This is a genomic window from Glutamicibacter halophytocola (assembly GCF_001302565.1).
Classification (GTDB): Bacteria; Actinomycetota; Actinomycetes; order Actinomycetales; family Micrococcaceae; genus Glutamicibacter; species Glutamicibacter halophytocola.
Genome location: NZ_CP012750.1, coordinates 1,073,768 through 1,094,111 on the forward strand (window position 1 = coordinate 1,073,768; position 20,344 = coordinate 1,094,111).

Annotated in this window: 21 protein-coding genes and 2 tRNA genes; 11 read left to right on the forward strand and 12 right to left on the reverse strand. The window is 58.7% G+C overall.

All coding sequences use genetic code 11. The annotated features are described in order from the left end of the window. Positions 1–128 precede the first annotated feature (128 nt). Together AOZ07_RS05015 and AOZ07_RS05020 are read left to right on the forward strand one after the other, a co-directional pair. A complete protein-coding gene (locus tag AOZ07_RS05015; protein WP_060700998.1) occupies positions 129–938 on the forward strand; it encodes a DUF4352 domain-containing protein in 810 nt (269 codons plus the stop codon). 104 nt (positions 939–1,042) lie between these two features. Further along, positions 1,043–1,327 (forward strand): glycerate kinase, encoded by a 285-nt coding sequence (locus AOZ07_RS05020; RefSeq protein WP_084793364.1) that lies wholly within the window; start codon positions 1,043–1,045, stop codon positions 1,325–1,327. A gap of 77 nt (positions 1,328–1,404) precedes the next feature. Here the strand turns inward: AOZ07_RS05020 and AOZ07_RS05025 are convergent, their stop codons facing one another. From AOZ07_RS05025 to AOZ07_RS05035, 3 genes are all read right to left on the reverse strand, one after another. Continuing rightward, positions 1,405–1,842 (reverse strand): 6,7-dimethyl-8-ribityllumazine synthase, encoded by a 438-nt coding sequence (locus AOZ07_RS05025; protein ID WP_060701000.1) that lies wholly within the window; start codon positions 1,840–1,842, stop codon positions 1,405–1,407. A 109-nt stretch (positions 1,843–1,951) separates the two neighbouring features. Then, complete coding sequence (locus tag AOZ07_RS05030) at positions 1,952–2,974, reverse strand: LLM class flavin-dependent oxidoreductase (RefSeq protein ID WP_060701001.1); 1,023 nt, start codon at positions 2,972–2,974, stop codon at positions 1,952–1,954. Positions 2,975–3,013: 39 nt separating this feature from the next. Then, positions 3,014–3,307 (reverse strand): helix-turn-helix domain-containing protein, encoded by a 294-nt coding sequence (locus tag AOZ07_RS05035; RefSeq protein WP_060701002.1) that lies wholly within the window; start codon positions 3,305–3,307, stop codon positions 3,014–3,016. Positions 3,308–3,353: 46 nt separating this feature from the next. Here AOZ07_RS05035 and map point away from each other — a divergent pair, with 46 nt between their 5' ends. Next, the gene (gene map, locus AOZ07_RS05040; protein ID WP_060701003.1) at positions 3,354–4,127 is read left to right on the forward strand and encodes a type I methionyl aminopeptidase; all 774 of its coding nucleotides are present in this window, start codon (positions 3,354–3,356) and stop codon (positions 4,125–4,127) included. Between the two features lie 179 nt (positions 4,128–4,306). Here the strand turns inward: map and AOZ07_RS05045 are convergent, their stop codons facing one another. Genes AOZ07_RS05045 through AOZ07_RS05060 form a run of 4 tightly spaced genes read right to left on the reverse strand, consistent with a single transcriptional unit; the run spans position 4,307 to position 6,583 of the window. Beyond that, positions 4,307–5,074, reverse strand: a complete 768-nt coding sequence (locus AOZ07_RS05045; RefSeq protein ID WP_060701004.1) for an ABC transporter permease — start codon at positions 5,072–5,074, stop codon at positions 4,307–4,309. Then, positions 5,071–5,862, reverse strand: coding sequence for an ABC transporter ATP-binding protein (locus AOZ07_RS05050; RefSeq protein ID WP_060703306.1), 792 nt, complete (start codon positions 5,860–5,862; stop codon positions 5,071–5,073). Before AOZ07_RS05050 ends, AOZ07_RS05045 begins: the two co-directional genes overlap by 4 nt. Before the next feature lie 11 nt (positions 5,863–5,873). Further along, a complete protein-coding gene (locus AOZ07_RS05055) occupies positions 5,874–6,236 on the reverse strand; it encodes a DUF1048 domain-containing protein (RefSeq protein ID WP_060701005.1) in 363 nt (120 codons plus the stop codon). Continuing rightward, the gene (locus AOZ07_RS05060) at positions 6,233–6,583 is read right to left on the reverse strand and encodes a PadR family transcriptional regulator (RefSeq protein ID WP_060701006.1); all 351 of its coding nucleotides are present in this window, start codon (positions 6,581–6,583) and stop codon (positions 6,233–6,235) included. Before AOZ07_RS05060 ends, AOZ07_RS05055 begins: the two co-directional genes overlap by 4 nt. A 212-nt stretch (positions 6,584–6,795) precedes the next feature. On the opposite strand from AOZ07_RS05060, the gene AOZ07_RS05065 reads away from it, so the two are divergent. After that, positions 6,796–7,425, forward strand: coding sequence for a maleylpyruvate isomerase family mycothiol-dependent enzyme (locus AOZ07_RS05065; protein WP_060701007.1), 630 nt, complete (start codon positions 6,796–6,798; stop codon positions 7,423–7,425). A gap of 67 nt (positions 7,426–7,492) precedes the next feature. Here the strand turns inward: AOZ07_RS05065 and AOZ07_RS05070 are convergent, their stop codons facing one another. Genes AOZ07_RS05070 through AOZ07_RS05080 form a run of 3 tightly spaced genes read right to left on the reverse strand, consistent with a single transcriptional unit; the run spans position 7,493 to position 12,715 of the window. Further along, positions 7,493–9,841, reverse strand: coding sequence for a GNAT family N-acetyltransferase (locus AOZ07_RS05070; protein WP_060701008.1), 2,349 nt, complete (start codon positions 9,839–9,841; stop codon positions 7,493–7,495). A 13-nt stretch (positions 9,842–9,854) separates the two neighbouring features. Then, positions 9,855–11,198 carry a lysine N(6)-hydroxylase/L-ornithine N(5)-oxygenase family protein gene (locus AOZ07_RS05075; RefSeq protein ID WP_060701009.1) on the reverse strand — a complete coding sequence of 448 codons (1,344 nt, stop codon included), beginning with the start codon at positions 11,196–11,198 and terminating at the stop codon, positions 9,855–9,857. Continuing rightward, positions 11,195–12,715, reverse strand: a complete 1,521-nt coding sequence (locus tag AOZ07_RS05080; RefSeq protein WP_060703307.1) for a pyridoxal phosphate-dependent decarboxylase family protein — start codon at positions 12,713–12,715, stop codon at positions 11,195–11,197. The genes AOZ07_RS05075 and AOZ07_RS05080 overlap by 4 nt, the downstream gene beginning before the upstream one ends. 332 nt (positions 12,716–13,047) lie before the next feature. On the opposite strand from AOZ07_RS05080, the gene AOZ07_RS05085 reads away from it, so the two are divergent. From AOZ07_RS05085 to AOZ07_RS05115, 7 genes are all read left to right on the forward strand, one after another. After that, the gene (locus AOZ07_RS05085) at positions 13,048–14,295 is read left to right on the forward strand and encodes an MFS transporter (RefSeq protein WP_060701010.1); all 1,248 of its coding nucleotides are present in this window, start codon (positions 13,048–13,050) and stop codon (positions 14,293–14,295) included. A gap of 43 nt (positions 14,296–14,338) precedes the next feature. Continuing rightward, positions 14,339–15,412, forward strand: coding sequence for a glycosyltransferase family 4 protein (locus AOZ07_RS05090; RefSeq protein ID WP_060701011.1), 1,074 nt, complete (start codon positions 14,339–14,341; stop codon positions 15,410–15,412). Between the two features lie 139 nt (positions 15,413–15,551). Next, positions 15,552–15,627 (forward strand) — tRNA-Asn (locus tag AOZ07_RS05095). Positions 15,628–15,899: 272 nt separating this feature from the next. After that, on the forward strand, positions 15,900–16,739 hold the full coding sequence (locus AOZ07_RS05100; RefSeq protein WP_060701012.1) for a phage holin family protein: 840 nt from the start codon (positions 15,900–15,902) through the stop codon (positions 16,737–16,739). Between the two features lie 89 nt (positions 16,740–16,828). Then, positions 16,829–17,740 carry a DMT family transporter gene (locus AOZ07_RS05105; protein ID WP_060701013.1) on the forward strand — a complete coding sequence of 304 codons (912 nt, stop codon included), beginning with the start codon at positions 16,829–16,831 and terminating at the stop codon, positions 17,738–17,740. A 51-nt stretch (positions 17,741–17,791) separates the two neighbouring features. Continuing rightward, a complete protein-coding gene (locus AOZ07_RS05110; RefSeq protein WP_060701014.1) occupies positions 17,792–18,979 on the forward strand; it encodes a glycosyltransferase in 1,188 nt (395 codons plus the stop codon). A gap of 98 nt (positions 18,980–19,077) precedes the next feature. Further along, positions 19,078–19,151: transfer RNA gene (locus tag AOZ07_RS05115), tRNA-Ile, on the forward strand. A gap of 54 nt (positions 19,152–19,205) precedes the next feature. Here AOZ07_RS05115 and AOZ07_RS05120 read toward each other — a convergent pair. Both AOZ07_RS05120 and AOZ07_RS05125 read right to left on the reverse strand, forming a co-directional pair. Beyond that, complete coding sequence (locus AOZ07_RS05120; RefSeq protein ID WP_060701015.1) at positions 19,206–19,517, reverse strand: hypothetical protein; 312 nt, start codon at positions 19,515–19,517, stop codon at positions 19,206–19,208. Between the two features lie 84 nt (positions 19,518–19,601). Beyond that, positions 19,602–20,141, reverse strand: a complete 540-nt coding sequence (locus AOZ07_RS05125; RefSeq protein ID WP_075972422.1) for a M23 family metallopeptidase — start codon at positions 20,139–20,141, stop codon at positions 19,602–19,604. Between the last annotated feature and the right edge of the window lie 203 nt (positions 20,142–20,344).

The window sequence follows — 20,344 nt, forward strand, 5'->3', positions numbered from 1 at the left end:
TGTCGGTATCGATTGACATGATCATTGAAGAGTCAATAAAGGCTCCGGTTGCACCTGGGGCTGTCATCCGTTTAGGTCAATCGTCATCGCAGAGCGTTGTGTTCTGCCGTCACTCGAAGGAAGCACTCATGAGCATCCATACACCGATGGATCCCGGAACTCCGATTCCGTCTCCATCCCCGAAGTCCACCGCTGGACGAGGCCTGGGCATCGCGGCCCTGGTGATCGCAATTGTTGCGCTCGTCTTGTGCTGGGTCCCGATCGTCAACAACGTTGCAGCCATCCTGGGCGTTGTCGCACTCGTCTTGGGCCTCGTATCCCTGGTCATCGCGCTCAAGCGCAAAGGCAGCAAGGGACTGGGAATCGCTTCAAGCGTTATCGCCATTGTTGCCATTGTTTTGGTGTTTGTCACCCAGTCCTTCTATGTCAAGGCCATCGACGAGGTCACCAGTGGCATCGAGGATGCTGCCGATGGTGAAGTTGCCGCTCCGGCTGAAGTGGTAGAACAGGCCGAGGACGAATCCCAGGTTCTTGCCCTCGGCGAGGCCGCGACGGTCGGCGACTACTCGGTCAACGTCAGCACGGTGAACCTGGATGCTGGCAAGGCGATTGCCAAGGTCAATGAGTTCAATGAGAAGGCGAAGGGCCAATACGTGCTCGTCGATATTTCCGTCGTCTACAACGGCGATGAAGAAGGCGATGCCTGGTTGGACTTGAACCCGGAACTTGTTGGTTCAGACGCGAGCATTTATGACACCAGCACCGCCATGGTGGTGCCGGCCAAGCCGGCAACGGATGCGCCTACGCTGTCCAAGGGCGGCAAAGCCAGCTACCAGGTGGTCTTTGACGTCCCCGCAGAAGCCGTGGCTGACGCCAAGATCAGAATGACCGAAACCATGTCCTTCAACGACGAATCGGTGCTTTGGGCGACTAAATAACCCAGCGTAAGCAGCGCACGCAACTCAGGCCCCATGCCCCGATAACGGGTTATGGGGCCTGGGCTTTTAATGCATCCGAAAACGATGTGATCAGCGCGATCCTCATGCCCCGATTTGAAGCGAACTTGGACTCGGGCCCATCCGGGGTCGACCTGGTGATTACCGCCAAGGATGCGATCGATGTTCAAACGCCCAAGGGCAAAGTGCCGGCCAAAACTGCACGAAGAGCATCACTGAATGTGGTTCCGGTGGTGGCGCTCGCCGGAACATTGGGCAGGGGCTGCCGCGACGTGCAGGACATCGGCATTGGCGCCATTGCATCGATCAGGCCGATTCCGGTGACGTTGCAGGAAGCGGCGGCTCGACTGAGCCCGCGCGCTGCGTGGTAGCTGGGATACACCTCAGGCGTGCTGATCGCCCTGGTTATTGGGGCTGGTCAACACGCCTGGCGGTGGTCTGCCGGAGCCTAGAACTGAATGGCGGCTACGGCTCGAACAGCGCGAGCTGCTTCGGCGCCCTTCTTGAGGAAGTGCTCGAAGTAGAAGTTCTGGTGCTCATCGTTGGAGTGGAAGTGGTGCGGGGTCAGGCTGACCGAGAAGGTTGGCACATCGGTATCCAGCTGAACGCGCATCAGTCCGTCGACCACTGCTTGGGCAACAAAATCGTGGCGGTAGATGCCGCCATCGACGACCAGCGCCGCAGCGACAATCGCATCATATTTTCCGGTCTTGGCCAGGCGCTGCGCCTGCAATGGCATTTCGTAGGCACCTGGAACGCTGATGGTTTCGATGGTGTACTCGGTCCCGGAGGCGTCCATGTCTGCGGTGAATCCGGCTAGTGCCTGATCGACGATATCTGCGTGCCAGCTGGCCTTGATGAAGGCGACCTTCAATGGGTTGCTCATGAATTTCTCTCTATTCCTAGTCTTAAAGTTCAGTTCCTATGGCCCTAGCCTAGTGACCAGCGACCAGCTGGCTTAATAGCCCGGCGAAACGGCGTAACTATTACCGTATTTAGCGCCAGCCGAGTTTCGGGGCGACGTGGGTGAGGATCGACTCGATGACGTGGGCGTTGTACTCGACACCCAGTTGGTTGGGAACGGTCAGCAATAAGGTGTCGGCCGCAGCGATGGCTTCATCTTCGGCCAGCTTCTTGGCCAGTTCATCAGGTTCGCCGGCATAGGACTTTCCGAAGACCGCACGGGTTTTCTCATCGATATTGCCGATCTGATCCGAGCTGTAGCGGTCGCGGCCAAAGTACTGCCAGTCCCGCTCGTCGGTGAGCGCAAAGATGCTTCGGCTCACCGAGACGCGTGGTTCGCGCTCGTGGCCGGCTTCTTTCCAGGCATCGCGGTAGAGCTGGATCTGCTCCGCCTGCTGGACATGGAAGGGCTTTCCGGATTCGTCATCCTTCAACGTGGAGCTTTGCAGGTTCATGCCCAGTTTGGCAGCCCAGACGGCGGTGGCGTTGGATCCCGAACCCCACCAGATCCGATCGCGCAAAGTCTCCGAATGCGGTTCGATGCGCAACAGGCCCGGCGGATTGGGGAACATCGGATTGGGGCTTGGCTGGGCGAACCCTTCGCCGGAGAGGACTTCGAGCAGGCGCTCTGTGTGGCGTCGGCCCATATCCGCATCGGATTCGCCGTCTTCCGGCTCGAATCCGAAGTGGCGCCACCCGTCGATGACCTGCTCGGGCGAGCCTCGGCTGATGCCCAGCTGCAGACGGCGATTGGAAATCAGGTCTGCTGATCCGGCGTCCTCGGCCATATACAGGGGATTCTCGTAGCGCATGTCGATCACGCCGGTGCCAATTTCAATGCGATTGGTCCGGGCGCCGATGGCGGCTAATAGCGGGAACGGCGAGGCATATTGCTGAGCGAAATGGTGCACCCGGAAATAGGCCCCATCCGCGCCGAGCTCTTCGGCGGCGACCGCGAGGTCGATGGCCTGCAGCAGCGCGTCCGAGGCGCTGCGCGTGCCGGACTGGGGATGGTCGGTCCAGTGACCGAAGGACAAGAATCCGATATTCTTCATACTTGAGCCAACAAGTAGTTTCGGGAGGTTATTCCTGCCCTAGCGGTGAGCGAGCTGCCCGGAACGAGGCGAAGGGGGATTGATTTCGCTCGGCTGGTTGAGCGATGACCAGATGCTATCGAGCGACAGATTCAGCACGGCCGCCACTGCGGCAATGGTGGAAAACGCCGGGGTGGCTACCCGGCCGGTTTCGATTTTCCGCAGGGTTTCAGGGGAGAGGCCGGCTTCCAGGGCAACATCGAGGATGGTGCGTTCGCCGCGCGCGCGTCGCAGGATGGACCCAAGGACCTTCCCTTGTTCAAGTTCTTTGGCGGTGAGCGGTAATCTGACCATAAGAAAATTATAGTACCGGTACTATATGACCGGTATAGTTATTGGCATGATTGAAATTCTCACACCTGCAGAAGTTGACCGGGCCCGCGATACCGGGGCGCTGGTCGGAACCATACTTGCGACGCTCAAGCAGCGGGTCAAGGCCGGTACGAACCTGTTGGAGATTGATGCCTGGACCAAGGAGATGATCCTGGAAGCAGGCGCAGAGTCCTGCTACGTCGATTACGCTCCCTCCTTCGGCAACGGCCCGTTCGGGCACTATATCTGCACCGGAGTCAATGATGCCGTGCTGCACGGCCTGCCCCGCGACTACGCCTTGGCGGAGGGAGACCTGCTGAGCTTGGACTTGGCCATCAAGCTGCGCGGATTTGCAGCGGATGCAGCGATCAGCTTTGTGGTGGGTTCCGAGGGAACTGCCGAAGACCGGAAACTGATCGAAACCACCCAGCGCGCACTGGCGGCAGGCATTGCAGCGGCTTCTCCGGAGGCAAAGATCGGCGATCTTTCTTATGCAATGGGGGCGGTGCTCAAAGCCGCTGGCTACAAGGTGAACCTCGAATTCGGCGGTCATGGCATTGGTTCGACCATGCACCAGGACCCGCATGTTTCCAACGACGGCCGCCCTGGCCGAGGCTACAAGTTGCGTGCCGGGCTGTTGCTGGCATTGGAGCCATGGGTCATGACGAATACCGACAAGCTCATCATGGACAAGGATGGGTGGACATTGCGCAGCTCCACCGGATGCCGGACCGCGCATACCGAACACACCATCGCCATCACCGAAACCGGCGCAGAAATTCTGACCCTGCCTCGCGCCTAGATCCACCAGGCCTTCGGGCCCTGCGGCCTGTACGGGGACCGCCGGCCATGGGAAAGCACACCGGCCCGATGCGAGCGGCAATGTTCGGTATGAGCCGCTGTGCACAGCATTGCCCCATTCAGCGGTTTCTACTGCGCCCTCGGCCGGCGGGTTGGCGTTCCGCCGGTTATTGAATTGCCCTAGCTGGAGATTTTGGTTCGAAAGGCACGGGTCGCTGCGCCCCAGCTCAGCAGCGCGATGGCAACGAGCCAAGCCAAGGCGATCGGGAGATTGGTTCCCACTGGCTCCTGCGCCAACAGGGCTCTGAGGGACTCGACGATTGCGGTGATCGGCTGATGCTCGGCAAACCATGCCACCGGAGCTGGCATGGAATCGGTGGGCACGAATGCTGATGAGATAAAGGGCAGGAAGATGAGCGGATAGCTGAAGGCGCTTGCTCCATCAACGGATTTTGCACTGAGCCCAGCAAGGACTGCAATCCAAGTCATCGACAAGGTGACAAGGCACAGCAATCCAATGACCGCCAGCCACTGGGCGAACGAGGCGCTCGTGCGAAACCCCATGATGAGAGCTACGGCCAGCACCAAAGCCATCGAGACCAAATTGGATATCAAGGACGTAGCCACATGGCTCCACAGGACGCTTGAGCGCGAGATGGGCATGGCGCGCAGGCGCTGCACCAGCCCGTCACGCACGTCCAGAAATAGCCGGTAAGAAGTGTAGGCAACACCTGAGGCGATCGTGATAATCAGGATTCCAGGCAGCAGGTAATTCACATAGGGCCCGGTGGTTTGCGTATTTATAGCACCGCCGAAGACGTAGGCAAACAGCAGCAGCATGGCAACCGGTGTCACCGCGGTGGTGATGATGGTGTCGGGGCTGCGCAAGATGTGTCGCATTGAGCGGCCGGTGAGAATTCGGGTTTCGTGCAAGGACGCGATGCTCATGATTCGCTCCGCTCTGGCCGCGGTGCGCGGCTGATGAGCTCGAGGAAAATCTCCTCAAGCGTGGGTTTTTTGGTGATCAGCTCCGTTGGCGCTGGCGGTAGCAATGCCTGAAGCTGGGGGAGCGTTCCTTGATGGATGATCGATCCCTCGTGCAGGATTGCAATCCAGTCCGCCAGGGCCTCGGCTTCATCGAGGTATTGCGTGGTGAGCAGGATGGTTGTTCCGCCCGCCGCCAAGTTGCGGATGGATTCCCAGGTTTCGCGACGTGCCTGCGGATCCAGCCCGGTGGTTGGCTCATCGAGGAGGATGAGATCGGGGGAGCCGATAAGGCTCATGGCAATATCCAGCCTTCGCCGCATGCCACCCGAGTAGGTGCCAGCGGGTCGGTTCGAGGCTTCGGCGAGGCCAAAGCGTTCCAGCAGCGCGTCGGCGGCGGCCGTCGCGTCTGCTACCCGACGCAGCCGGGCGATGAGGGTGAGGTTTTCGCGACCTGTAAGAACGTCATCGACCGCTGCGAACTGTCCGGTCAGGCTGATGGACTTGCGTACTTTCCCCGGGGATTGGGAAACATCGTTCCCGCAGACCTTGATCGACCCTGAATCTGCGGGAAGCAGGGTCGCGAGAATGCGCACAAGTGTGGTTTTCCCGGCGCCGTTGGAACCTAGCAAGGCAAAAATGCTGCCCGCTGGGACGGAAAATTCAACTCCGTCGAGGACTTGGTGGTCCTTGAATGATTTGGCCATTCCATGGACCTCGACAGCGGGACTCTTAGCGAGGGTTGCGTTCATGATCATTCACCTCAGGTGTCTTGTTCGGCTTCGTTGATGGTTTCTGCCAGGCGCTTGCGTTCCTTGTCGGTCCAGCGCTGGCCGCCGTAGGCAGATGCGAAATCGTCGGCAAAATCAGCAGGATCGCTGCCTGTGATTTCACGCAGGGCGGTGCCATTTGCGGCCGCCTGTTCAAATAGGTCGGCGAGGTCGGTGAACATCGTGACCATGGTGTCCCCATCGGTGATCCCGCTTTGGGCCAGCAGGTATCGATGGATGCCGAGGGCGGCCTTGGCGTAGGGCTGGGGCAATGATTTGAGGCGAGTGCTCTGTGCCTTGTACTGCTTCTTTTGCTCGAGGGAGCCGGTGATGTTTTCAATCCATTTGGCGGTCATGATTTTTTGCTTTCGTCGTTGCTGTCGGGTTGGGGCAGGGCATTGATGCGGGAGACTAGTACGTTCCAGGTAGCCCAAAAGTCGGAGAGCTGCTGTTGTCCGGTGTCGTTCAAGGTGAAGACCTTGCGTGGCGGCCCCTTTTCGGAGGGCACTTTTTCAACTGAAACCAATTTCTTCTGCTCAATGCGCACCAGGAGCGCATAAATGGTTCCTTCAGCGAGATCTGTGAAACCGCGATCCCGCAATCCGGTGGTGATCTCGTAGCCGTAGGCCGGACGTTCGGCCAAGATGGCCAAGACGATCCCTTCCAGGGTTCCTTTGAGCATCTCGGTCATTTGTGATGCCATTGCGAACCTCCTATCTACTTAGTGTTATTGAGTACAAGTAGATAGTAGAACTAAGTAGCGGTATTTAGCAACACTTAGTACCGAAAATTTTTTTGCAGAGGCCTGGTGCGCGTTTCCAAAGAACGGCGTGACAAGCGCAAATCAAAAGCGCTGCAAGAACAACTAGGTCGGTAGGGTAGGAAACAGGCAACCACCGAGGAGAAAGCCGCCGCATGCAATCCACACAGCTTTGGGAATTGGTGAGAAGCGAGCGCCAAAGGCTTTCGCTGCTCTTGAAGGACCTCGACCCGGACCAGTGGCAAACCACAACGTTGAGCCAGGATTGGAGCGTTCGCCATGTAGCCGCGCACCTCGCAGCGGCAGGTTCAACCGGGACTGGCCAATGGCTGCTGAATATGCTGCTCAGCGGATTCAATGCTGATCGGCACAACGATCGGCTCTTGAAAAAATATTGGGGAACCTCGGCAAAACAAACCCTGGAAAACTTCAATAGATCTTGCAATCAATCCAGGGCGGTTTTCAATTCGGTGCCGGGTTTGCTGGGAGAAATCGTGGTCCACGGCCAGGACGTTGCCGTCGCGCTGGGCCTGAATCTGGAACCAGACCCTGCCGCGGTTCATGAAGTTGCCCGGTTCTATTCCACACAGGATTTTGCCGTTAACAGCAAAACCTTGATCAAAGGCCTCAAGCTCATCGCCACGGACGACTCCTTCACTGCCGGGCACGGAGCTGTGGTGCGCGGCCCGCTACTGGATCTGGTGATGGTTATGGCAGGCAGGCCAGCATTCCTGCAGCAGCTGGAGGGCGAGGCAGTCGAGGAACTGCGCTTGAGGCTTGTGTAAGGTCGGGAGCGCAAAAAGCATCGCGCCGCACGAATACTGTGCGACGCGATGCAAATTTTGATGAGCGCTAGTTGGCGGCCAGCACCGCAAACGCCAACGGGTTCTCCAGGTCGCCGGCGTAGAGCAAGCCGCCGGACTGGTCGGTCAGGTCCAGCATTTGCTGGTTGTTGCGAAGCTGCAACCGGTTCAGGCAAGAGAGCGGGAACGATTTTTCAAAGAGCCCCAGCTCGTCAAAGCGCTGCGCAAATTCAGGATGCTCGGCACGGTAATCCAGCAGTCGTTCAACCACGATCTTCCAGAAGTCTTCTTCGGGCAGGATGCCTTCGACATCCAGCAGCGGTGCCAGGAAGCGGAAGAAGGAATCGAATACGTCGGTGAAGACCGAGAGCACCGGATCTCCACCGGTGCGCACCCGGCGGATTTCTTCTGGCAACTGAACCCGGTCGGAAAGCACCGCAATTTCTTCGCCCAGATCCTTGAGCAGCACCTTCTTCACCGCGCCGTTTTCCAGGATCATGATCACGTTCTCGCCGTGCGGCATGAAGACCAGGTCGTAAGCGGCCAAGCAGTGCACCAAAGGCACCAGATAGGCGTCGAAGTATTGGGCCAGCCATTGGGCAGGGTCCAAACCGCTGCGCCGGATCAGCGCCGCGGCGAAGGACTTGCCCTGTGAATCCACATGCAAGAGGCTGGCCATGGTGGCCAGGGTCTGGCCCTCTTCCAGCAGGTTGATCGGCGACTCGCGCCAGAGGGCCGCGAGCATTTTGCGTTGCGCTGCGCTCTTGTCGGTCGCCGCTTCGAACTGCGGATTGCGGTAGCCAACGGCAGCAATTTCCCGCAGCAGGGCAACCGGCTGGGTAGAGAGCACCGGATCGCTCTCGAACAGCTCGCCCAGCCACTGGTTGATGGCTGGAGTGACCTTCATGTATTCAGCGCTCAAGCCGCGCATGAAGCCCATATTCAATATGGACATCGCGGTCTTGACGTAGTGGCGCGTCGGATCGGAAAGATTGAAGAAGGTGCGGATCGACTGCTGGGCCTGGTACTCGTCGCCGCTGGTGCCAAGCCAGATCAGCTGCTTGCGGGCAATGTCGTTGGCGAAGGTGATGGACAGGCGGTTTTCCCATTGCCATGGGTGCACCGGGATGAACAGGTAGTCCTCGGCGCGGTAGCCAGTGCCGAACAACGACCGGTCCAGCGCCAGCTCCAGCTGTTCGCGTTCGCCGGCGCCCAGCTGGCTGCCAAGCAGCGAATCGTAATCCAGGGTGTCGATGGAGTCGAACTGGGCACGGGATTTGTGCGCGGCCGCCCACCCGAGGTTCAGGGCCGCACCGGTTTCCGGCGCATACCGCAGGTAGTCGCTGCGGCCCACACCCATGCGGCCATTATTCGCCACGAAGCACGGATGGCCTTCGGTCATGGAGGATTCGACGAGCTGGAAGGACTGTGCCGCGGTGCCTGGGAACTGCGCCAGGGCGGCGGAGTCGTGAGTGGCATGAACCTGCTTGTAGCAATGGCTGGAGAGCGTAGAAGACAGTTCTTCCAAGTAGGTGGGCAACTGCGTCTCGGAGAGGGTCAGCTCGCGATAGAAGCGTGTCACGAAGTCGATGGCATCCACTTCTGCAGGCTGCCAGTGCCCATCGATAAGTTCCTGGTGCTCCAGGCTGCCTGGCTCCACCAGCCAGTGATTGAGCTGGAACTGGCGTGCGGCAAAGAGATAGCGGTGTCCATCCTTCTGCACCAAGTAGCTGCCCTCGCCAAGATCGGCGGGCTCCAGCAAGCGTTCGTGGGAGAACTCGCCCAGGGCTTTGGCCAGCACATGGCGATTGGCGATGTCCCAGCGCTCGGGGGAGAGGAAGCAGGGCTCAAGGCGTTGGCCGGTCGCTGTCTCGAAATCATTGCGGGTGCAGATCGAGAGCAGCGCCTGCTTGATCGATCCATCGTGCTCGGCAAGCTCAATGGGGCGGATTGGGGTGAAACCGACGCGGGCGTTGAGCGCATGGATGGCCTTGTTGCGCAGATCTGGTTCAACGATAATCCGCTCGATGCCGGGCCGGGCGAATGCATGATTCACCGCGGCGGTCATCGCTTCAAGGGTGAATCCTGGCTGCGGGTGATCACTGGCTGGGGCCAGGAAATGCAGGCCGCGATCACCGCGGACGTAGTTGTAGGCCCCGGCCAGTGGCGAGGCGGCCGGGTTGTACAGCTCGAGAAGGAAACGGGCGGCCCCGGAGCCATCGAGTCCGAGGAGGACTTCATAGTCTTCGGTGGCCAGCAACGAGCTGTATTCGGCGGCAATTTCTGTTTCGGTCGCGGTGGGCATGCCCCAGAAAGCGGCGTGCTCGGTGGCGATCCAGGAGTGCAGCAAGGCGGTGTCCTGGGGCAATTCGACAGAACGGAAGGTAAAGGTGCTCATAAAGTGTGTGTCCTTAGGCATGCGAGGTGGCAGGGGCGGCGGTAGGCAGTCCGGTCAGTTCCGCGGCGCCGAATTCCTGGAAGGCGATGCGTTCTTCAACGGGGTAGATTTCGCGCCCGGCAATCCGGTTGATGATCACCGAATTGCGGTAGGCGCCCATGCCGAGGTCCGGTGCGGTGAAGCCGTGGGTATGCAGTTCGGCGTTCTGCACGAAGATGTCCTGGCCCAGGCCGATCGAGTATTCGCGGTCCACGTTGAACCGGCCATCGGCCAGGTAGTCGATGCGCTGGGCGATGCCGCCGAGGAAGTCCGGAACACCTGCCCGGTAACCGGTGGCCATCACCAGATCATCGACCACGAAATCCAAGTCCTGCCCGGTGCGGTCATGGCGCAGGCTGACCGAGATGCCCTGGTCTGCAGCGGTGATGCTGGTGGCCGCGCAACCGGTGCGCAGGTGGACGTTGGCGGCCTGGCTGATGCTGCGTTCGTAGAGTTCCTCGTGGATCTCGTTGATCAAGTCCGCATTAATGCCCTTGTACAGGCCCTTTTGCTCGGCGGAGAGCTCGTCGCGCTTGGCCATCGGCAGGGCGTGGAAGTGGTCGATATATTCTGGCGACGTCATTTCCAAGGTGAGCTTGGTGTATTCCAGCGGGAAGTAGCGTTCCGAGCGGGTGGCCCAGATCAGGTGGTCTTCCTCCTCCAGGTTGCGCAGCAGATCCAGGAAGATTTCAGCGGCGCTTTGCCCGCTGCCTAGAACGCAGATGGCCTTGGCCCGGGTGGCTTCGCTCGATGCCAAGAGCGCATCGCGCCCGAAGAGGTAGTTGCTCGAATGCACCACCTTGCCGGTGTTCATGGCCTCGTCGCTGATCACCGGCGGGAGGTAGGGCTGGGTGCCGGTGCCAAGCACCAGTTTCTGCGCGGTGAAGTGGCCCATCCCGGCCTCGGTGAGCACCGAGAGATGGTACAGGCCCTCGCGGTATTCGACCTCGAGCACCCGGTGCCCAAAACGCACGCTCTGAATGCTTTCGGCGGCCCAGGCCAAGTAGTTGGAGTACTCCTGGCGCAGCGCGTAGAAGTCTTCGCGGATGTAAAACGGGTAGATGCGCTGCTGGCGCTTCAAGTAATTCAGGAACGAATACTTGTTGGTGGGGTCGGCCAGGGTGACCAGGTCCGCCATGAAAGGGACCTGCAGATGCGTTCCGGGAAGCATCATCCCCGGGTGCCAGACGAACTTTTCAGCGGCGTCGAGGACCGCTACCTTCAGGTCCTCGATGCCCTCGGTCAAGGCGGCAAAACCCAGGTTGAAGGGCCCGGCCCCGATGGCGATGACGTCGAAGTGCTCGCTAGGTTGATTCATTTTTTGTCTCCGGTGGTGCGTTCGGCAAGAATTTCGGTTCCGATGCGGCAGATGGCATCGAGGATTTCGCTGATGTCGGCCAGCGTTGTGTTCGGGTTGAGCAGGGTGAGCTTGAGCAGGCGCTTTCCGGCCACCGTGGTGGCCGCGATCATTGCTTCGCCACTGGAGTACAGGCGGTGGCGGATCTGGTTGGCCAGGGCATTATGCTCGGCCAGCTCCAGGCGGTGCTCTGGATCCTCGAATGAGAAGACCAGGGTGCTTAGCTGGACATCTGCCACCAAATGGAGCTGGGCGCGCATCGCCACTTCTTGTTGCGCATCTTCGGCCAGCGCGATGACCTGGTCGAACATTTCGCCCAGCCGCGAGGCCCCGAGCGTGCGCAGCGTGACCCACAATTTCAGCGCGTCGAATCGGCGCGTGGTCTGCAGGGATTTTGATACCTGATTGGGGGTGGCGGCGGCTTCGGCGGCCGGGTTCAGGTATTCGGCGTAGTGCGCGATGGACTCGAAGTTTGAACCTGAACGGACGACCAGGGCGCTGGAGCCGATGGGCTGGAAGAAGGACTTGTGGTAGTCCACGGTGACCGAGTCAGCCTGCTCAATTCCATCAAGGCGGTGGCGGTGCCGGTTCGAGACGAGCAATCCGCAGCCGTAGGCCGCATCAACATGCAGCCAGGCCCCGACCTCGGTGGCGATGGCCCGCAGCTGGTTCAGCGGATCGATGGCGCCGAAATCGGTGGTGCCGCTGGTGGCCGATATGGCCATGGGGACAAGGCCCGCGTTGAGGTCTTCGGCAAGGCGGCTGCGCAGCGCCTGGGCATCCATGCGGTGCTGGGCATCGGTAGGGATGGCAACAGCCGCTTCGTAGCCCATTCCCAGAAGCATCGCGGCGTTGCGGATCGAGAAGTGCGCGTCTTCGGAGCAGTAGATCCGCAGCTTGGCCAGGCGTTCGGGCAGGGAACCCTGGAGCTGGGCCGTCGCAGTGTTCCGCGCGATGAGCATGGCCTGCAGGTTTGACTGGGTGCCACCGGATGTGAAGATCCCGTCGGCCTTGCCAGGATCAAAACCAATGAGCTCGGCAGTGAAGCCGATCAGTTTGCGTTCGATCAGGGTGGCGCCGGCGCTCTGGTCGAAGGTGTCCATCGACGTATTGACGCTGGTGACGAAGTTTTCGGCAACGACCGCGGGGATGGCAACGGGGCAGTTCAGGTGAGCCGCGTACTTCGTGTCGTGGAAGTAGACCGCGTCGTTGAGGTAGAGGTCATTGAGTTCGCTGAAGGACTGTTCCGTTGAACCCAATGGCGAGCGCAGATCGACGTGGTCGATCTTGGCCGCCATCTGCTGCGGGCTCGGCCCGGTAGTGGGGGCGTTGACGGTTGCGAACTTGTCGGCAACGAGGGACACCGCGCGATGTGAAGCCTCTTCGTACGCGCCTGCGGTGTCTGCGCAGAGCAGCGCGTCGTCGTAGAGCGGGAGGGGGACATCAGGGATTTGCAGGGTAGGTAGTGAGGCACCCAAGAGCATGCTCCTCAGATAGAGTCAATAGATATTTGGTCAGGCTCACCTAACAAGAATCTATTAACAACACAAAGCAATTAGTTAATGCAAGCCGAGAAACTCAACTTTTGAGTGGACGAGATTTTTTAGACATTTTGCGGTGCGCCCTGCGCCTCTTGTGGTAGATTGCCTGCTGACCTGAAGTTTGAAGGTTCAAATTTTTATGGCGAGCGCGGCAAAGTGGAGTAGAATCCTCTGGTTTGCCACTTTGTGAAGTAACGCTAATCGTTCGATTGCAAATGGCGGGCAATTCTATATGCTCAAGCAGTTAGAGCAAGGGAGAACTAGCCGCAATGGATGAGCCCGAACGGCATGTGCAGAGCCAGCGTTATCTGGTGGGCTCGAATACCACCGATGCTGCTGGGCGCACGCTGACCGACATCACCATTGACCTGCTCTTTGTCGGAACCTTGGGCGCAACAGCCATGCAGATGGGCCTGCTGAACACGCTCGGATCGCTCGCCTTCGTTTTTGCCAGCATCCCGGCCGGGCACCTTGTTGATACAAGCTCGGCGCTGAAGGTATTGCGCATCGGCATGGCGGGAAAACTTGCTGTCCTGGCATGTCTCGCAGTGCTCGCAATGAGCGGCGCCTTGAACATCGCCATGGGGCTGGTGCTGTGCACGCTGTTGGGAATCTGCAACGTCTTTTCGGAGACGGCGCAAACTTCGGCAGTGCCCAGAATGATCGGCGACGACTCCGAATCGCGGCCCCTGGGCATCAGCAAGCTCATCGCCCGGCTCAGCGCCGCGGACCAAAGCATGACGGTGATTATTCCAGCGCTCGCCGGTACCGGCTTTGCCCTATTTGGTGCGCCAGCGCTGCTCAGTGCCGCCGCGGCCCTGTGCGCCTTGGCGTTGATGATGGCGTGGAGAATTCGCGACTATCGCGAGAACCAAAGGGCCGATCCGGTTCCGTGCAAAAGCGCCCGTTCCAGCTCAATGCTGGCCGGCCTTCGCTACCTGGCCGCGAACCGGCAACTGCTCGCCGCCACTGTCGCCGTGGCCTTGTCTAATCTCGGCCTGGCCATCGGGTCATCCGTGGAGGCGATCTTTGTCATCAACGACCTCGGCTATGGCGAAGCGGGGTTCGGGCTTTATGCCTCGATCTCGGGTGCGGGCGGGCTCATTGGAGCGCTCGTGGCTACCAGGATCAGCGGAAAGTTTTCATCACCGGCCCTGCTGCTGCGCACCGGACTTGCCCAAATAGCGCTGGCCTCGATGGTGCTGGCCGCTGCATTTACGAGCGACGCGTGGAGCATCGGATTGCTGGGTGTCCATGCGCTGGGGTGGGGGAGTGCTGCTCTGATCCTCAACGTCTCGGCTTCGTCATGGCTGGTTGAAATTGTGCCCGAACACGTGCTGGGACGGGTGCTCAGCGCTCGCCGCCTCTTGACTTTCGGCGCAGTTCCCGTTGGCAGCATGCTCGGCGGGGCCTTGGGAACCGCCGCAGGAACACAAGCTGCGCTGGCTGCCTGGGTGATTGCGAGTATGCTCGCGGTGCTCGGTTTTGTGATCCTGCGCGACGCATCGAACAGCTAGGCTGGAAGCTATTGGATCCGAGAAACCTAAGGCAACTGCGCACGTGAAACTTGTTATCGACGCACGATACACCCGCATTACCCACCATGACGGAATCAGCCGCTATACGGCTGGGCTGATTGCGGCCACCAGCAAGTTGGCTGATGTCACCATGCTCATTAATGACACCCGCCAGCTGGCCATGCTTCCCGATGTGCCCTACCTGAAGATCTCGGCTCCGACCAGTGTCCTTGAGCCATTTGTCGCCTTGCAGATCAACAAGCTGGATGCCGACGTGGTGTTTTCGCCGATGCAAACCATGGGGACCCTGGGCCGAAAATTCCCGGTTATCTTGACCCTTCATGACCTGATTTACTACGCGCATCCGCACGCGCCAAAATTCCTGCCGATGCCGATCCGTATCGGATGGTTCCTTTTCCACCAGGTCTACTGGCCGCAACGGCTGCTGCTGAATCGAGCCGACGCGGTGGCAACCGTCTCGAATACGACTGCTGGGCTCATGCGCAAGCATCGCTTGACCAGGCAGCGCATCGGCCTGGTGTCCAATGCGCCGACAGGAGACTTCGCACGGCGGGATCCAAGCGCGAAACCCAAGAAAACCCTGCTCTATATGGGGTCCTTCATGGAATACAAGAACGTCGAGACTTTGGTGCGGGCCATGGCCTACCTGCCGGAGCACGAGCTGCACTTGCTCAGCGGCATCAAAGAACCGCGTCGCCAGGAGCTAATGGAACTGATTCCAAATGGGGCGGCTGTCGTATTCCACGATGGGGTTAGCGACCATGAGTATGAGCAGTTGCTCAGCGAGTGCACCGCGTTGGTCACGCTCTCGCGCGAAGAAGGGTATGGGCTGCCACTGGTGGAAGCCATGAGCATGGGAACTCCTGTGGTTGTCACCGACATGCCGATCTTCAGGGAAGTTGCCGAAGACGCGGCGCTCTATGCCTCGCCAGATGATGCGAGAGGATTCGCTGAACAGGTGCGCACGTTGGATGAGTCTGCCACCTGGATGGAGTACTCTCACCGTGCAGTTCAACGCGCTGAGCACTACTCGTGGGAACGCTCTGCACAACAATTGCTGGAACTCGCGAAGTATGCGTCAGATCACAGGAAATAAATTCTTGATTCAACCCGTATGAAAGTGGGTTCAGACAGCTTAAAGCGCGGAAAATTGGCGATAATTCAGGCCCTGCGATCCGGCAGCCTCCCGATTTGAAAACCTGACTTGGCCAGTGCTAAAGTATTACTCGTTGCATTCCTCCATAGCTCAATTGGCAGAGCATTCGACTGTTAATCGAAGGGTTACTGGTTCAAGTCCAGTTGGAGGAGCCAAGAAAAAACTTCCCAGTTACTTAGGTAGCTGGGAAGTTTTTTGTTTTCCCCGCGTTGAGTGCGGCTGACGTATTTAAACTGAAATCCCGTCACAGGCTGGATCTCCTATAACCTCAGGTGATTAGACGATAGACTTTCGAATCGTTAACAGTTACACCCATAGCATGAGTTCGGGCTGTGGGTTTTACGCCTGAAGACTGAGTCGATTGAGGTAGCCGGGGTGTTAGCGTGAGATACACCGGTTGCTGCGCGATCGAGAATATGGAGAAACCATGACTGAAGCTGAATCGACGCAAGCTGACGAAAGCCTGAAGTCGAGCGTCAAGAGTGCTAAGGCGCAGGTTGAAGGACTCAAGGAGCTTGTTCCGCAACAGCTCTCGGATGAAATCAAGCTCGCGACAACTGTACTCAAGGGCAAGGGAATCAGCCTTGGCATGGCAGCAGCACTCGCTGGTGCTGCACTCGTCGTAGTTTCGCTTTTTGTTATTGCCGTCGTAGTGACCTTGGTAAATGTTTTGGCTATTTGGCTGCCTGGATGGGCTGCGGCGTTGATCGTTGCTGGCTTCTTCCTGCTAGTCGCAGCCATTTTGGGCTTGGTTGGATACGCCAAGGTCAAGAAGGCGCTGCCGCTTAAGCCAGAAGCAGCCATTAGAGGTATTCGCCATGACTTGGGCGTGCTCAAGGATGGTAGCGAGTTCGACGTCAGCACGCTCGATGAACCGCTGAAGAAGAAGCCTGAAGATGCCGAAGAAAGCGACAAGAAGAAGGAACCAAAGCCGCCGGCACCAAGTGCTGACGAACTGATCCTCCGGACCCGTCGTCGTCGCCGCCAGATTCAGGCGCTGCGCGACAACCTTGGCGAGAGCGTTCAGGCGCCTCTGGCCAAGATCGATAAAGTACGCTCCTTTACGCAAAGCGCCGGAGACAAAGTTTCCGGTGCGGCCGCCAAGGCTCGTGGATTCGTCCGACCTGCGTCTTCGTCTTCCGAAGATCAATCGGAGGCTGACAGAGCCAATGGCCAACGCCTAGAACAGGCACGACCGTACCTTGTGATGGCAGGTTCAACGCTGGCACTGGGTGCAGTTATTCGCGCCCTATTCAAGCGCTCCTGAGTTATCGGCTGGCGGAGCAGCGCTACGGAGTCTACTGGAACTGAGCTGCCCCGTCATGTACGAAGAATTTAGGCTAGAAAGGCACTGACATGGTCTGGATCGCTATTGCAGCGGCACTATGCAGTGCCTTTTGTCTTGCGTTTGGCGCCCACTTCCAATCCATCGCGGTTCGCAATTCCGTTGATGGGCTGGAACTGACCCTCAAGAACGCTGGAAAGCTCGCCACCAATAAGGGCTGGATGGGCGGACTGCTTCTGATGATCCTGGGCATGGCATTGAACGTCTTCGCCTTGGCCAGCGCGCCACTGACGGTGGTGCAGCCAATTGGTGCCATCGCTCTGGTCATTACAGCGATGGTCAATGCCAGGGAAACGGGCATTACGATGAATCGCCCTACGGTGATGGCGATCATCAGCTGCATGCTTGGTTCAGTCGGATTCGTTCTTCTGGCAGTGACCGCAACCAATAGCAATCATGCAGTCACCGAAGAGCAATCGCACCTGATCGAAATGATCCTCGCTGGGGTGGTGGCAATCGTGGGATTGGCCACGATCCTCTTCCATCGAAAGCTCGGCGCAATCTTCTTTATCGTGGGCGCAGGCGTGCTCTTTGGATTCGTCGCAGTCCTGGTGCGAACCATCGCCATCGCGGTTCTGGGAATTGGCAACAGCAGCTTCCTGCAGTTGCCATGGATCGCAGGTTTAGCTGTTGTCGTAGCAGGTCTTCTCGGTTCTTATTTTGTTCAAAAGGCCTACTCAAAGGGGCCTCCCGAATTGGTGATTGCGGGCTTGACCGTTATTGACCCGATCATCGGCATTGCTATTGGGGCCAGTATCCTCGGCGAATTGCGCCCCGATGTCCCAGTGCTTGTCACGGTGCTGATGCTCGTTGCCGCGGCTCTTGCCATTGTGGGTGTAGCTGCCTTGTCCCGCCACCACCCGGACGTTATCGAGCGGCGCAACCGGGCTGAAGCTGATAAACAACTGCCAGAGTCGAAATAGACTGAAGATCCAGACTTTTCATCAAACCCAAATTCTTGTGAACGACTAAGGATGCCCGTGGCCAAGGAAAAACCACTGACCATTGTCATTGCAGCTGACACCTATCCTCCGGATGTGAATGGCGCAGCGATATTTTGCTACCGTCTCGCCACCGAGATGCATGCACGTGGTCACCGGGTGCACGTGCTTGCGGTACGCGGAAACAAGGGCAAAACCTTCACGGAAATCCGGGACGAGGCCATCGTGCACCGGTTGGAATCCCATTCGGTGCCAACCCACGAGTATTTCCGAATCGCCTTCCCATGGGAAGTGAACAAGCAGATCGACAAGCTGCTTTCCGAGATCAAGCCGGATGTTATCCACGCGCAAAGCCACTACATGATCGGCCAGCGCGCCATCGGCTGGGCTCGAAAAAACAAGGTCCGCTCGGTGGCGACCAATCACTTCATGCCGGAGAATCTTGATCCATTCCTGCCTTTCCCGCGCTGGTTCAAGCGCATCGTGGCCCATAATTCCTGGAAGGACATGGGCAAGATTTTCGGCCGGGCCAATGCAGTCACCACGCCGACTCCCCTGGCCGCCAAAGCAATGCGCGAACGGGCGAAGCTGATGAATGTTCTGCCCCTGTCCAACGGCATTGAAGTCGGCAATTATGAGCTGGCCCCGGGGGAGGAGATCATGAAGAATGATTTTCCAACGATCCTTTTCGCTGGGCGGCTAGCGGTTGAGAAGAATATTAACGAACTGATCGAGGCATTGCCCCTGATGCGCGAAGTGCCCAATGCAATCATCGAGATCGTTGGCGGTGGCGAGCAGCGGGGCATCCTTGAAAAGATCGCTGATGAGCTCAAGATTCGCGACCGGGTGCGCTTCCTTGGTCACGTCAGTGATGAAGAGCTGCGCCAGGCTTACCTGCGCTGCGACGTTTTCTGCCAGCCAGGCACCGCTGAACTGCAGTCGCTGGTGACACTTGAAGCGCTCTCGGCTTCCAAGCCTGTTGTCTTGGCCAACGCGATGGCCCTGCCGCATCTTGTTGATGAAGGTGTCAACGGCTACATGTTCAAGCCAGGGGATCGGCAGGACCTGGCGGAGAAGCTGGACAGGGTTCTGTCCATGGATGAGGCGCAGCGCATGAAGTTCGGCGAGGCCGGACACCGCAAGGTGCTGAACCACGCGCAAAAGAAAACCATGAACTCCTTCGAAGCGCTTTATCGAGGCGAAGAAGTCTCAACGCACTGACGCGTGCGACCGGTTGCGGTGAGCCAAATCGGTGTTTGGGCTAGTAATGCCCTAGAATATTTCGAGTGTGGTTGTAGCAATGCGTTGCGAACACATGTGGGGAGTTAGCTCAGTTGGTTAGAGCAGGGGACTCATAATCCCTTGGTCATGGGTTCAAGTCCCATACTCCCTACTGATGAAAGTCGCCCGATAATTCGTGTCAACGAGTTGTCGGGCGATTTGCATTTCAGTCCCCGTGATCTTTGGGAAGGCGCTGGCCCTGGTTTGGGAAAAAATCAGGGCGGGCGTCTGGGGCTCTGCCCATAGCCATATTCTCAAAAGTCGTGCTGGCATCGCGCAGCGGTTCGAAGCCTTCGCGAAGTTTGCCAGCGCGGCGTGCAACGATGAGCCTGCGGGTGAAGCCGGCTACCAGTGCCAGGCCAAAAAGAATCCAGGCAATCATCCCGAAATCAGGTTTGTCCCCGTCTTGCCACAAGCCGTAGATAACGCCAAGGAGCAAGGCGATGGCGCACCCGGTGAGGATCAGCGCTTTTTTCATGGCCCGCCCGACTCCTCCTCGCCTCTGCCCAGATTCCTTCCATCGTACGGCGCTCGTCAAGGAAAACAGCAGGAACACTGCTGCCTATGGGTGCAGCGGCAACAGGATTGACGGTCGCATATCGCGAATGAGCAGGACCGGATCAATGTATTCGCCATTCAAGCGCACACCCCAGTGGATGCATCGCGCCGAGCAGTGGGCCCCGGTGGACACGGTGCCTACCTGCGCTCCGGCATCAACCCAATCGCCCGCTTTGGCGATTGCCTGAACCGGTTCGAGGCTGGTTTTGAATCCGTTCCCATGATCGATAACCATCACGGGGCGATCCACCACAGTTGATGCGAAGGTGACCTGCCCTCGCTGTGGAGCAAAAACCTTGTCGCCATCGCTTGCCGCCAGATCAACGCCACGATGTCCGGGCAGCCAATTTTCCGCTGGCTTATCGAAGGGTTCAGTGATCTTTGGCTCACCCGCTAGCGGCCACCGCCAGCCGTTGGCTGTTGCGAGCGAAGCATGAGGCAGTGGCGGGAGTTGTTCTGGCAGTGAGGCACCGCTGGCAGCGAGCGCGAGGCTGATGGCGAGCAACAGGAATTTGGCTTGTTTTAATGCGGCTTGGGTTTTCATCTATTCAGCGTCCGGCGTCGTCCACCGGGTGGATAAGAAGTCGAGCCGAAATGTGGGTAATCCGATGGGCTCCAGATCACGGTTCTGCGTGCTGTGCGAAGCGCGGGGTGTAGTACACTTTAAACAGCAGTTTCCTGTCATAGGTGTGTCCAAAATTGGATTCAGCAGGCAAGAGATTGACTTCGCGTATGAGGTTCCATGGC

Bases quoted from the DNA above. Each gene is read 5' to 3' on its own strand.
- AOZ07_RS05045 (WP_060701004.1), bottom strand. From the start codon at position 5,074: ATGAGCATCGCGTCCTTGCACGAAACCCGAATTCTCACCGGCCGCTCA.
- AOZ07_RS05020 (WP_084793364.1), top strand. From the start codon at position 1,043: ATGCCCCGATTTGAAGCGAACTTGGACTCGGGCCCATCCGGGGTCGAC.
- AOZ07_RS05060 (WP_060701006.1), bottom strand. From the start codon at position 6,583: ATGGCATCACAAATGACCGAGATGCTCAAAGGAACCCTGGAAGGGATC.
- AOZ07_RS05105 (WP_060701013.1), top strand. From the start codon at position 16,829: ATGGTCTGGATCGCTATTGCAGCGGCACTATGCAGTGCCTTTTGTCTT.
- AOZ07_RS05110 (WP_060701014.1), top strand. From the start codon at position 17,792: ATGCCCGTGGCCAAGGAAAAACCACTGACCATTGTCATTGCAGCTGAC.
- AOZ07_RS05100 (WP_060701012.1), top strand. From the start codon at position 15,900: ATGACTGAAGCTGAATCGACGCAAGCTGACGAAAGCCTGAAGTCGAGC.
- AOZ07_RS05015 (WP_060700998.1), top strand. From the start codon at position 129: ATGAGCATCCATACACCGATGGATCCCGGAACTCCGATTCCGTCTCCA.
- AOZ07_RS05070 (WP_060701008.1), bottom strand. From the start codon at position 9,841: ATGAGCACCTTTACCTTCCGTTCTGTCGAATTGCCCCAGGACACCGCC.
- AOZ07_RS05075 (WP_060701009.1), bottom strand. From the start codon at position 11,198: ATGAATCAACCTAGCGAGCACTTCGACGTCATCGCCATCGGGGCCGGG.
- AOZ07_RS05085 (WP_060701010.1), top strand. From the start codon at position 13,048: ATGGATGAGCCCGAACGGCATGTGCAGAGCCAGCGTTATCTGGTGGGC.
- AOZ07_RS05050 (WP_060703306.1), bottom strand. From the start codon at position 5,862: ATGAACGCAACCCTCGCTAAGAGTCCCGCTGTCGAGGTCCATGGAATG.
- AOZ07_RS05035 (WP_060701002.1), bottom strand. From the start codon at position 3,307: ATGGTCAGATTACCGCTCACCGCCAAAGAACTTGAACAAGGGAAGGTC.
- AOZ07_RS05120 (WP_060701015.1), bottom strand. From the start codon at position 19,517: ATGAAAAAAGCGCTGATCCTCACCGGGTGCGCCATCGCCTTGCTCCTT.
- map (WP_060701003.1), top strand. From the start codon at position 3,354: ATGATTGAAATTCTCACACCTGCAGAAGTTGACCGGGCCCGCGATACC.
- AOZ07_RS05125 (WP_075972422.1), bottom strand. From the start codon at position 20,141: ATGAAAACCCAAGCCGCATTAAAACAAGCCAAATTCCTGTTGCTCGCC.
- AOZ07_RS05030 (WP_060701001.1), bottom strand. From the start codon at position 2,974: ATGAAGAATATCGGATTCTTGTCCTTCGGTCACTGGACCGACCATCCC.
- AOZ07_RS05065 (WP_060701007.1), top strand. From the start codon at position 6,796: ATGCAATCCACACAGCTTTGGGAATTGGTGAGAAGCGAGCGCCAAAGG.
- AOZ07_RS05025 (WP_060701000.1), bottom strand. From the start codon at position 1,842: ATGAGCAACCCATTGAAGGTCGCCTTCATCAAGGCCAGCTGGCACGCA.
- AOZ07_RS05055 (WP_060701005.1), bottom strand. From the start codon at position 6,236: ATGACCGCCAAATGGATTGAAAACATCACCGGCTCCCTCGAGCAAAAG.